The sequence below is a fragment of the Flavobacterium sp. LK-23 genome (genome assembly GCF_058135255.1).
In genome coordinates this window covers 13774-26662 of sequence record NZ_JBYUVT010000005.1, presented here as the reverse complement: position 1 = coordinate 26662, position 12889 = coordinate 13774, and the positions used below count along the sequence as shown (strand labels likewise).

At 34.7% G+C, this 12889-nt stretch carries 6 protein-coding genes; 1 reads left to right on the top strand and 5 read right to left on the bottom strand.

Annotation, left to right across the window (positions count from 1 at the left end):
* Positions 1–54: 54 nt before the first annotated feature.
* The 5 genes from AC3Y25_RS09415 to AC3Y25_RS09395 form a co-directional block, all read right to left on the bottom strand.
* Positions 55–2316 carry a GH92 family glycosyl hydrolase gene (locus AC3Y25_RS09415; RefSeq protein WP_489902571.1) on the bottom strand — a complete coding sequence of 754 codons (2262 nt, stop codon included), beginning with the start codon at positions 2314–2316 and terminating at the stop codon, positions 55–57.
* A gap of 119 nt (positions 2317–2435) precedes the next feature.
* Positions 2436–4424, bottom strand: coding sequence for a beta-mannosidase (locus tag AC3Y25_RS09410; protein WP_489902570.1), 1989 nt, complete (start codon positions 4422–4424; stop codon positions 2436–2438).
* Positions 4425–4860: 436 nt separating this feature from the next.
* Positions 4861–6375, bottom strand: a complete 1515-nt coding sequence (locus AC3Y25_RS09405) for a SusD/RagB family nutrient-binding outer membrane lipoprotein (RefSeq protein ID WP_489902569.1) — start codon at positions 6373–6375, stop codon at positions 4861–4863.
* Between the two features lie 11 nt (positions 6376–6386).
* Positions 6387–9479: a SusC/RagA family TonB-linked outer membrane protein gene (locus AC3Y25_RS09400; RefSeq protein ID WP_489902568.1), complete on the bottom strand. Its 3093-nt coding sequence runs from the start codon at positions 9477–9479 to the stop codon at positions 6387–6389.
* Positions 9480–9658: 179 nt separating this feature from the next.
* Complete coding sequence (locus AC3Y25_RS09395) at positions 9659–10669, bottom strand: LacI family DNA-binding transcriptional regulator (protein WP_489902567.1); 1011 nt, start codon at positions 10667–10669, stop codon at positions 9659–9661.
* Between the two features lie 391 nt (positions 10670–11060).
* Here AC3Y25_RS09395 and AC3Y25_RS09390 point away from each other — a divergent pair, with 391 nt between their 5' ends.
* Positions 11061–12665, top strand: a complete 1605-nt coding sequence (locus tag AC3Y25_RS09390) for a class I SAM-dependent methyltransferase (RefSeq protein WP_489902566.1) — start codon at positions 11061–11063, stop codon at positions 12663–12665.
* Positions 12666–12889: the final 224 nt, after the last annotated feature.

The following is a 12889-nucleotide window of genomic DNA, read 5'->3' as shown; positions in this document are numbered from 1 at the left end:
GTTTTAAAAACCTGTTAGGAAACTGCTCACTAAAAACTGAACACTGAACACTACTTACAACGGTCTATCTTCTTTCTTAACTCCAAATGTCATTGACGGTTTGCTTCCCATATATAATTTCAGTTCTCCTCCTTTTACGATCATTTCTTGTGTGATATATGATTTTGCGTATGGTTTTCCGTTATATTCTGCTTTTTGGATATAGATATTTGAGGCATTGTTATTAACCGCATTTATCGTAAATGAAATATCTTTTTTATGATGAATAACAGCACTGTTTACCAACGGACTTCCTAAAACATAAATTCCATTTGCTGGATTAACGGAATAGAATCCCATAGAAGACAAAATGTACCAAGCCGACATTTGCCCCAAATCTTCATTACCGCATAATCCGTCTGGTTTTGTTGAGTAGAATTTCTCGTCGATTTCTCGAATTAATTTTGCTGTTTTCCAAGGCTGTCCCACATACGCATACAAATACGGAATATGATGATTAGGCTCGTTTCCGTGAGCGTACTGTCCTATTAAACCGCTAATATCTGGTGAAACATCCTCACCTTCTACTTTATCAGTCAGCAGGAAAAGTGAGTCCAATTTTGCGATAAATTTATCTTCGCTTCCAAATAAATCAATTAAACCGTACGGATCTTGTGGCACCAGCCAAGTATATTGCCATGCATTTCCCTCAACATAATCGTCTTTACGATGTGCTGACGAAAGCGGATTAAATGGCGTTCTCCAATTTCCATTTGTTAATTTACCACGCATAAAAGTGGTTTCTTTATCAAAATACAATTTGTATAAATTGGCTCTTTTGGTGAAATAATTATAATCGTCTGTTTTATTTAAAGATTTCGCCATCAAAGCAATACAGTAATCATCAATTGCATATTCTAAAGCATTTCCAACAGATTCTAACAGTTTATCAGCAGGAATATATTCTAGTTTCTGAACATAATCCATTCCGTCTCGTGTTTGCATGGCCGTTTTTTTAATAGCTTCGTATGCTAAGTTTATATCATAATCACTATATCCTTTTAAGTAAGCATCGACAATAACCGCTATAGAATGGTTTCCGTTCATCGTATTGGTTTCATTACCCATTAAATGCCAAACCGGTAATCTGCCCTGCTGCTGATAAATCGCTAAAAACGATTTTACAATATCATTGATTTTTTCTGGCTGCGTAATAGTGTATAATGGATGCAGTCCGCGGTAAGTATCCCAAAGCGAAAAAGTAGTGTAATTGGTAAAATTGGCTTTTTCGTAGATTTTTTTATCCGTTCCCAGATAATCTCCATTGGCATCATTAAAAATAGAAGGCGCAAACATAGTGTGATACAATGAAGTATAGAAAACTTTCATTGTTTTTTCGTCTGCTTTTATCTGAACTTTATTTAGCTCCTTGTTCCATTTTGAATCTGCTAATTTTACGACAGCTTCAAAATCCCAATTCGGGATCCCTGCTTTTATATTGGTAGATGCATTTTCGACGCTAACTGGAGAAATTCCGACTTTTACCAGAATCTGTTTCTTTTTTAAAGCTTTAAAATCTAAAATCGCTTTTATTTTTAAGCCCTCGCCTTCTGTTCCTTTAACCACAGTTGTACTATCATAAACCTTTATATTGGCAATTGGCTCAGAGAATTCCATTGCAAAATAAATGCGCTGATCTGCTGCCCAACCTGCCGAATAACGATAGCCTTCAATCTTAGTTTCGCTTATTTTTTTTATGAACGTTTTTACGGGTCTGTCCCAGCCAATTCCGTCAGCTAGATCAATTAAAATGTGTGAATCGTTTGTGTTCTCAAAAGTATATTTATGAAAACCAACTCTTTCGCTGGCTGTTAATTCGGCTTTGATTTTATATTTATCCAATAAAACGCTATAATATCCTGGTTTTACCACTTCGTTTTTATGAGAGAAATACGAACCGTAACCGTTTACCATATCTTCTTTTGTTCCTTTGGTTAAACCGACTTTTCCACTAACAGGAAGTACCAGAATATCATTTAAATCTCCAATTCCGGTTCCGCTTAAGTGCGTATGTGTGAAACCTAAAATGGTATTGCTGGCATAGTTATAACCGCTGCACCAATCCCATCCTTCAAAAATATTTACAGGTCCCAACTGTACCGCTCCAAAAGGAACATTTGCCCCCACAAATACGTGGCCATGCCCCGCCGAACCAATAAGCGGATCTACATATTGTGTATAATTTGTATCGGTTTGTTTTTCCTTTTTTTGCTGCGAAATTATCGGGTTAGCAAAAAGTAAATTCAAAGCCAAAAAACCGCTAAATACTATTCTCATATATTTTTATTTTTGATTGCGTCTGTTTAAGTTTGACGCAAATATTTTTAAATTCTGTATGTTAGACGCACTGCAGTGCGTCTCTACAAAAAACCTTTGTCCCTTAGAACCTTAGCATCTTAGTACCTTTTAAGAACATCAAACAAAGAATAAATCTTAATCTCGGGCTTTGATATTTTCCCTTCAAACGAAATTGTTTTTTCTTCTCCTGCTTTTAGATCAAAATAATTATCGCTCCATTTTCCATTATAACCTTTCATTGAAACGCAAACATATTTTGCCATTTTCTGAGCTTTTACAATTACCTTATTCCCTTTTATTTCCCAGCTGATTTTTGGGTCTTCTAATGCCAAATCTTTTGGATGCGTAAAATCGATTTCTGGTTTTATGTCATCTCTGTAGGCTTCTTTTATGGCATACCAAGCTGCTTTTGGCTGTCGGTTATGGTAATCGGTAATACTCCAGCTTGCGACAGGCCAGCAGTCGTTTAATTGCCAGACTAGATTTCCCATATTATAAGGCGCTTTCGAACGATGAATCCCAACAATATTTTTGATGGAATAATAATGCATGCACTGACTCAAATAGGCATAATCTTCTAGATTCATCTTTTTAATTTTAGAGGCATCGATGAAATATTTACCTAAATAGGCATCTAATTTCTCAAAACCTTTGCCTGCTTTTAAATGTACTTTTAGTATATCTGAATATAAATGACGGTCTTCTGGAGAAGTAAAACTTTCAACTGAAGAATAATTCGGTAAAGACAGCATTCCGTATTCGCTCACAAAGCGTCCTGTTTTTTTCTGAACGGCTTCAATATCTTCCAATCCCCACCAGATTCCCCAATAGTGGCTGTCTCCTTCGTTAATACTTTTAGCTTTCGACCAATGGTGTAAAGGCGACGAACTTAAATACGGACGTTTATCATCGACTTCTTTTACCCATTTTGGTATACTATCATGAAATAAACGTGTATAATCTTTCCACAAACGAATGGAATCTTGTTTTGAAATTTTGAAACTTTTCATCCAGCCCCAATTTTTAAAGGCTTCGTCAGATTCGTTATTTCCACACCATAAAACGATGCTTGGATGATGACGCAGTCTCTTTACCTGATACTGAACTTCTTTTTTTACATTGTCAAAAAAAGCATCGTCTCCAGGAACCATTGTGCCTGCGAACATAAAATCCTGCCAGACATTTATACCGTATTTATCGCATAAATCGTAGAAATAATCATCTTCGTAAATACCACCGCCCCAAACGCGAAGCATATTCATATTGGCTTCTTTGGCAGATAAAACTATTTTTTCATATTCTTTTTTATCTACTCTAGAAAGAAAAGCATCTGATGGAATGTAATTGGCTCCTTTCATGTAAACTGGTTTTCCATCAATTTTAAAATAGAAAGATCTGCCTAAACTATCTGGCTCTTGTATTAATTCAATCTTTCGATTTAAAACATAAGATTTCTCGGGATTTTTTTCGTTGTAAGATTCCAATCTTGGCATTTTCCATATTCCGCAGGTTGTAAATTTTGGTCCCCAATCCCAACCAAAATGGTATTGTGCTTTACGTACATAGGCACGCGAATTATCTGGAATTACAAATGGATAATCTTTTTTAGCCAGAGAATCAACCACATTTTGTGCCGATTGAAATACGATTCTCAAATCATTATTTCCTGATTTCAAGACTTTTTTAACCTTAACACGCCATTGACGAAACATATTATCGGCTTTTAAAACCAGCTGATTGTTTACATAAACAGATGCATAAGTATCTAATCCGTCAAAAACTAAATCTGTGTTTTTCTTTTTCAGCATATTTGCTGTAACCTGAAAAGTGGTTTTGTATTCCCAGTTCTTGCGTTCTATCCATTGCAGTTTTTCTTCATTATCACGGTAAAACGGATCTGGTATTAATTTGCTGTTTAGCAAATCTGTGTGAATTTCTCCCGGAACAGTCGCCGGATACCATTTTTGCGTTTTCTCTTCACGGTATGCCCAATTGTTTTTTAAATCAATTTGCTGTGCAAAGGCAATTGATGTAAAACCTACCCAAAATAGGCACATGAAACAGTGAAGTTTTTTTTGATAATTCATTTTATGGAATACTATATTAATACCTTCTAAAATTAGTAAAAAGGTAACTAATTTGGCAGTTTAGAGAAGGAAAGAAATGACCAAGTTTATTCCTTCTCTTTAGAATTTATTCTTTGTTAGTAACTCTAAAATACAACTAGAAATATCTTCTTTACCACTGCCTTATGCTTTATTTTGGTTTTAATGTGGATTGTTTTAAATTCAAATAATGAAACAAATTCTTAAATATCGCTTTTTGAAATCTTTTAAATACAGAAAGTAAATCCATATTTTTCAGCAGAATCTCTCTTAGTTTGCTGCGAAAAAAAAGGTATTTGAATCTGTAAAGTAACTTCTCAAATTGCTTGATTTTTAGATCAATTTATTATATGATTTTAAAAATAAGCCGGGTATGCTCATTACCCGACTTATCTTAACTAACCAACCACTTTAAAAATTATTTATCCCACCAGATTCTTGTGGTCATTAAATCTAAACCTTGACGTTGAATGGCTTCTTTATAATTAGCCTCGTTTGTAATAAGTTCTGACTGATCATAAATTAATCTTCTCGGGATTGTTCCTTTTGTGTCTCCTGTTGGATCATTCACAGGAACTAAAACTGGATAACCTGTTCTTCTGTATTCTGAGAATGCTTCAAAACCGTTGAACAACAATACAATCCATTTTTGAGTAATAATCTGCTCGATTTTTTCTGCTTCTGTTCCTCCAGATTTAAATGGATAAGTAGTAATATAAGTGTTATATTCTGCTAATGTAACTGCAGGCACTTTATCTCCAAAAATGGTTAAAATATTCATAGCTGCTCTTACTCCATTCTCATAATAAGTCTGAGCCGATCCGCCAACGTTCCATCCTTTTACTGCCGCTTCTGCCAATAAAAACTGAACCTCAGCATAAGACATAATTAATGTTGGAGCATCTAAACGCAATACTGTTGAAGTATTTGGGTCTGAGAACAATTTTTTATCTCCTCCCGGAAATTCTTTTGCATCATTTGCCAAACCTTGCTGACTTGCTGGGCTATTATCTCCTGTAGCTTCTAGTTTTGCATAAATTCGTAAACGCGGATCGTTTGTATTTTTCAATAAATCGATGAAAGTTTTACTGAATTTAATGTTTGATTCTCCTCCATTTAAATCATTTCTAACCCAAGAAGAGGTAATTGGATTCGTCTTAACCCCTGCAGGACCGGCATCGTGCTTTAAAACCAAACTGTCATCATTTGAAGTAAAAACTCCTTTAGCATAGGCTTTTTCAACAAACTCTTTTGCTTTTGCAGGATTTACTTTAGACAAACGCATTGCTACTCTTAACATTAAAGAATTTGCCAATTTCTTCCATCTTGCAACATCACTTTGATAATACAAATCGGCATTTCCAACAAAAGGTTTTCCAGCATCTAGTGCTGTTCCAGCCTCGTCTAATTCTTTTAAAAGATCGTTGTAAATAGCTTCTTGCGTATCATATTTCGGAGAAAAAACGTTTCCGTTGTATCCTTTTCCTGCTTCAAAATAAGGAACTTCACCATAAGTATCTGTCAATTTTTGAAACAAGAAAACTTTCATGATTCTACAAGCCTGAATCATATTTGTATTCTCTGGCGTATCCTCGACTACAGATAATAATTGGAAAATCTGATTTAAACCTTTTCCGTAAGTTTCACCAAAAAGGGCAGCCGAATACTCCGAAGAATAGGTGTATTTTGAACCTGGTCCTCCAAGGGAAGAAAATTGCTGTACAATTTGTGCTGCGTATAAGTTATTTCCTCTTGTGTTAGAGAAATCCTGTCCGTCTACATAAATCTCTGCAAGTGTAAACATTGATTTTACAGCTGGATCTGTTAAGGCGTTCGGATTCTTATTCATTTCTTCGAATCCTTTATCGCATGAAGCCAATGTCAAAGCACCAACAATTGCGACACAAAATATTTTGATATATCTATTTTTCATCTTTTTTAGAATTAGAATTTGACATTAAGTGCAAAACCATAGTTTCTTGTCAAAGGCATAGAAGCTCTTTCCATACCTTGCGCATTACTGTTTGAGTAATTTGACTCCGGATCGATGTTTGGAACTTTGTCATAAATAGTCCATAAATTATGAGCTGAGAATGCTAAACTAACAGACTGAAATGGTGTTCTTTTTAAATATTCTTTTGGGAAATTATAAGCAAATGAAATTGCTCTAAGCTTAACAAAATCAGCATCATAAACAAAGTTTGATGTCACATCACTGTAGCTTCTCCAGTAATCGTATGCCGAAACTGTCGTGTTTACAGGATTTCCGTTAACATCTGTTCCGCTTACTGCTACACCACCTTCACGACCAGGAAGCGTAATTTCAGATAATCCATAACGTGTTCCTAACTGATTTGTAGCTGAATAGATTTCTCCTCCAAATTTAGCATCAACAAAAACTGAAAGTGTAAAGTTCTTATATGAAAAATCATTTGAAAGTCCCATAGATGTTGGTGCAACACCTTGTCCCGCAATAATTAAATTTCCTCTTAAGAATTTTCCATTTGTATCTAATACAATGTTGCCATTGGCATCTCTTAAATAATCGTATGCTTTAATAACTCCAAAAGGCTGTCCTTTTTCTAAAACTACATTAGCTCTTCCGTCTCTATTTCCTTCTAATGTTTTTGTTGTGATTTTATCAGAAAGATTTAAAACTTCACTATCGTTATAAGCAAAATTATAACCTACGTTCCAAGAGAAATTTTCAGTCTTAATTGCTTTTACATTAATAGCAAACTCCACCCCTTTATTTAAGATTTCTCCAACATTGATTTTTGTGGTTCTATATCCTGAAGCTTGAGAAACATCGGCATCTGTAATATCATTCGTTGTTTTTTTGCTGTAGAAAGTCAAATCTGTACTTACTCTGTTGTTGAAAAATGTGTTTTCAAAACCAAACTCAATTGTGCTTACATTGTATGGTTTTAAAGTTCTGTTTGGAATTGTTTCTCCATTTACACCCAAAATTGGCTGTCCTAAAGAATCTGTCTGTCCGTCTGGCGTTGTATAAGTCAATGCTAAAGCATAAGCTTCTGGCAAAGCTCCTCCAACGTTACCCCAACCCGCTCTAATTTTACCATAAGAAATCCATTCAGGAAGACCGATAACTTCTGAGTAAATAAAACTTGAACTTACAGAAGGATAAAAAGTGCTATTATTTGACGGATCTAAAGTAGAGAACCAGTCTTCACGACCTGTTAAGCTAAGAAACAAGTAGTCTTTGTATCCAAGATCTGCTGAATAGAAAAGAGAGTTTACTTCACTTTCAGAGAATAATTTTTCAGTCTTATCTGGCTGTGTATTTCCGTAGAAATATTTGAACGGAACAATGAAGTTATTTCCTTTCATCTTAATACCGCTATATCTGTTATGCTGACGGTTTGCCCCAATAAAAGCATCCAAAGAAAGGTCTTTAGCAATATCTCCCTTATAGCCTAAAAAACCAGAAGCATTTACTTCAGAACGCGTTTCAATTCTGTTTTCGATAGATCCACCTGGACTATAATTTATTCCAGTAGGCTCAATTTCAGTATATTCATAATTAATATCGTCAATACCAATAACAGCTTTAGCATAAATTTTATCTGTAATGTTATAATTTACTTTTGCAGATCCGATAAAACGTTTTCTCAGGTCGTCGTTTAAAGGAGATTTGGTAGCAAAATAAGGATTTGTATGATATACGTTTGCTCCTAAAAAGTCTTCCTCTCCGCCGTTCGCGTCATAAGGATTGCTTAACCATCTAATATCTGTTCCCGGAGTCATGAAAGTTGTTGGGAAAGATGGGTTTCTCGGCGAATCATTTAAATACGGGCGGTTATGGCTTTTCTCAGAAATATACTGAGCGTTACTTTCTATACTGATTCTTTTATTTGGAGCCGAAATTAAACTCAAAGCCACATTGTTTCTACCAAAAGTAGTTTCTGGCAAAATAGATTCGTCTTTTGTATTTCCAAAAGATAATCTAAAGTTTGTTGATTCATTTCCGCCAGAAATTGCTAAAGTATTGCTGAAAGAATATCCAGTTCTGTAGAAATTCTCCACATTATCTTTTCCATAAGCTTGATAAGGTCTTGTTTTACCATCAAGTGATAATGAAGGTGTTCCGTCATATTTATCTCCCCATGCAAAATAGTACGAATCTCTAAGTTCTTGTAAATTGTTAAATCTAGTTGGCACACCACTCGCATTTGGAGCACCAGCACCATATTGATCTTGCCATTTTAAAAGGCTTGCAGGTGTATTAAAAGAAGAATTGGTACTAAAATCTACTCCTATTCCTGTTCCGTTTTTACCTTTTTTAGTTGTAATTAAGATAACACCATTTGATCCTCTGTACCCGTAAAGAGCAGAAGCGGCACTACCTTTAAGCACAGACAGCGAAGCAATATCATCTGGATTGAAAGAAGACATACCATCTCCTTTATCTGCTCCACCCCACATTCCTGCATTTCCTTGCTGCGTATTGTCAATCGGGATTCCGTCTACGACATACAACGGCTGGTTCAATCCTGATGCAGAAGTTGCACCACGAATAACCACTCGGCTTGAACCTGATGGCCCTGTAACTGGAGCCGAAACGTTTACACCGGCAATTTTACCTTGCAAAGCATTTCCTAAATTGATTTCTTTATTTTTTGTCAGATCATCGCCTTTTAGTTCTCCTACAGCGTAACCTAAACTTTTCTTCTGTTTTTTAACTCCAAATGAAGTTACCACAACATCCTTTAATTCTTGAGTATTCTCGGCAAGTGTAACAGCAACTCTAGTTTCTTTTTCTTGTAATACAACTTGTTTTGACTGAAACCCTATAGAAGAAATAGTAAGGGTAATTTTACCTTCTGGAACATTCATTTTAAATCGTCCTTCAGCATCTGTAACAGCGCTAAATGGTTTTCCTTGAACTTCGATTGATGCAGCAACAACTCCCTTGTTTTCTGCATCTGTAACTATGCCGGTTATTAATCGATTTTGCGCGGCAGCACTTAAACTGCTAAGCAATATCACTCCTAACACTGCTAATATTCGTCTCATAAGCTTTTTTGTTTGGTTATTGGTTTTGATTTCGTTTGTGTTTTGTTGTTACGTGTTTGTTTTTTAAATAATTAATAAAAATTGGTACTCTACTTTCAATTATGACAACAAGAAGCCTTTGCAAGTCTTGCTGTTTTTGGTTTTTACTAAATCGTTTTAGTGAAATGGTTAAAAAATTTTTAAACTGATTCTCTTATTATTAAAGAGCCTTTCTTGAGAATTTTTTCAATTTTATAGTCTTCAAAGTTGGTCATCTGGCTCATTAGCAATTGTATGGACTTCACCGCTATATCTTCTATTGGCTGAGCAATTACAGATATTGTGGGCGTATGCAGTTTGAAACTGTCGTGATCATCAAAACTGATCACCGAAATATCGTCTGGAATTTTATATTTTAAATATCTAAAAGCTTGCAATCCCGCAAGTCCGAGATAATTTGCTAAAAAAAGAACAGCATCTATATCCTTATTTTTTTCAAAGAAATTTATAATGGCTTCTACTCTGCTTTGTTCGCTTGCATGATAATCTAAATGGAGCGTATAATTTTCGTTATAGATTCCTTCTTCTTTTAACGCTTCTACATATCCTTTTTCTCGCAATTTCATCTGAATCATTCCAGACTCGTTGTTTACAACAGCAATATTTTTTCTTCCTTTATCAATCAAAAACTTAGTAGCCGAGTAAGCTCCCTCATGATTGTCCATTACCACATGACTTACTTTTTGATTGGCAAAATATCTGTCGATTAGCACAACAGGTTTTTGCAATTTTAAAAGCTGGCTGATTGTTTTTTCGAGATTTCGAGTCGGTGTAATAATAAAACCTTCAACATTTGCCTGTAAAAGACTCTGCACCAATTCTTCCGAACGATTGTTATCGTCTCCTGTGCTGCAATAAAAAACCCTATAATTAATATTTTTTGCTTCGTCTTCGATCACTCTTGCCAAATCAGCAAAGAACTGATTGGATATATCTTCTACAATAAGTCCGATTGATCTTGTTTTTCCTGTTCGCAGACTGCTCGCAATCATGCTTGGTTTATACTGCAGTTTTTGTGCTACATCCTGAACTTTTTTAATCACCGACGGACTAATAGCCATTTTTTCGCCTTTTCCATTGATAACAAAAGACACAGTAGAAATAGAAACTTCTGCCTGTTTAGCAATATCTCTAATTGTAATCTTTTTCATCTAGTAAAAAATTTATTGTTGAATATTTTAGTACATCACAAATATATGTAAGCAAAACTTACAAAAACGTTTTAGTAAAATTTTTTTTCAATAAATCTCTTTTTTAACAACAAAATAAAGCGAAATATTCAGCAAATAAAGCATTTTGATTAGTTATTGTCATTTTGACTTTTAATATTGATTTTGTAATTTTTATAAAAATTAAATTCAGTTTTGAGGTATTTATTAATCATTTTTCAGTGTTATTTTTCAAAAAAAAGTTGAAAAAAAATCTAAAATTCTGTAAAAAGACTTTTTGAGAAAAAACAAGAACAAAACCTCAGCCAACTAAAACCAAGATGTCCTACGTAAGAAAAAAATCACTATTTTTAACTAACTTCATTTTTGCATTATGACCGATAAATCACAACTCTTAAGTTCCATCTTCAGGCATCTTGACGGCTTGGTTACTGCTCCTGTAGCAGTCGCACTGAAAAATAAGTCTGTATTAGAATTTATATTAAATAAAAAACAGACCTCGATAGCTGAACTTACTGCTGTTTTTAATGCTAACGAAGGATATCTGAATGTGGGTTTGCGAGTTTTGGCTTCTCAAGGATTTTTAGAATATGAAATTGATAATAAAACGCAGGTAATCACAATTGCTGTAAATGAGAAAACTGAAACTGCTTTTTCGCTTTTTCATCTCTACGAAGATGTTGTCGAATTACTTCAGTTATCTATACATTTTCATCCCCGTTTGTTTGAAGATACACCGTTTGAAAAGCTCAATACTATTTTTGAAAAATATAAAAAAAGATACGGAATTGAGTCTTCCAGCGACCCTTTGACCAAGAACATTCAAGAGCAAATTTTAAAACATATTGAAGGTTACCTCATCGGACCAACTATTGTTCGATTGGCGATGAACGGAATGTTTCACAAGTATTTTATGGAAACTTCTTTTAGACCCGAAGAGTTTCATAAATCACCCGAAAATTTTAAAAAGATATTAGACTTTTTTGTGCATTTGGGCTGGTTTCTGGAGAAAAAAGGAAATTATCAATTTACCGAAGCTGGTTTATTTTTTGCTAAAAGAGCCAGCGCATATGGCGTTACAGTTTCTTATCTTCCGACATTTGCCAAAATTGAAGAATTAATTTTTGGCAATCCAGACGCTTTAAGAACTGCAGAAGGCAAAAACGAAATTCATGTCGATCGCGAAATGAATGTTTGGGGAAGCGGAGGCGCGCATGATACTTATTTTAAAGTGGTTGATGAAATTCTTATTAAACTTTTTAATCTTCCTATCGAAGAACAGCCTAAAGGAATTCTAGATATGGGATGCGGAAATGGCGCTTTTCTACAGCATATTTTTGAAGTAATCGACAGGCAAACTTTACGTGGAAAAATGCTCGATGAATATCCGTTATTTTTAGTCGGCGCCGATTACAATCAGACGGCACTGAAAGTCACCAGAGCCAATCTTATCAATGCAGACATTTGGGCCAAAGTAATTTGGGGTGATATCGGACGTCCTGATTTACTAGCAGATGATTTGAAAGAAAACTACAATATTGATTTGAAAGATCTTCTAAATGTGAGGACTTTTCTCGATCATAATAGAATTTGGCAAGATCCGAAGCATAGTAACAAAAATAGAGTCAGTACCTCAACAGGAGCATTTGCTTACAGAGGAAAAAGAATTAGCAATAATCTGGTTGAAGATAATCTTTTGGAACATTTAAAAAAATGGTCTCCTTATGTGCGTAAATTTGGTCTGCTACTCATTGAACTTCATACTATAAACCCGAAACTTACGGCCAGTAATTTAGGTCGAACTCCAGCCACAGCTTACGACGCCACTCATGGTTTTTCGGATCAATATATTGTTGAAATTGATGTTTTTAATGCCATTGCCGCAGAAGCCGGATTGTTTCCAGATCAATCTATTTTTAAGAGATTTCCTGATGCCGATACCGCAACAGTTAGCATCAATTTATTGAAGGGAAAATAAATAAAATGTGAAATGCAGAATGTGAAATGTGAAAAGTAGATAAACTATATTTTTTACCCCGCTGGGATTTTTGCAGAAACATTTTCAAGCTCTGGAAGAGCGAAATATTTATAGATAAAATTTAAAACACAAATTAAAAAAGCTCCAGCGGAGCGATATATTTTAGATAAAAGCAAAAAGGAGCTCCCTTTTAGAAGCTCCTTTCATTTGAATTTATTTAAGAA

Coding starts and splice junctions, on each gene's coding strand:
- AC3Y25_RS09415 (WP_489902571.1), bottom strand. CDS start 2,316: ATGAGAATAGTATTTAGCGGTTTTTTGGCTTTGAATTTACTTTTTGCT.
- AC3Y25_RS09410 (WP_489902570.1), bottom strand. CDS start 4,424: ATGAATTATCAAAAAAAACTTCACTGTTTCATGTGCCTATTTTGGGTA.
- AC3Y25_RS09405 (WP_489902569.1), bottom strand. CDS start 6,375: ATGAAAAATAGATATATCAAAATATTTTGTGTCGCAATTGTTGGTGCT.
- AC3Y25_RS09400 (WP_489902568.1), bottom strand. CDS start 9,479: ATGAGACGAATATTAGCAGTGTTAGGAGTGATATTGCTTAGCAGTTTA.
- AC3Y25_RS09395 (WP_489902567.1), bottom strand. CDS start 10,669: ATGAAAAAGATTACAATTAGAGATATTGCTAAACAGGCAGAAGTTTCT.
- AC3Y25_RS09390 (WP_489902566.1), top strand. CDS start 11,061: ATGACCGATAAATCACAACTCTTAAGTTCCATCTTCAGGCATCTTGAC.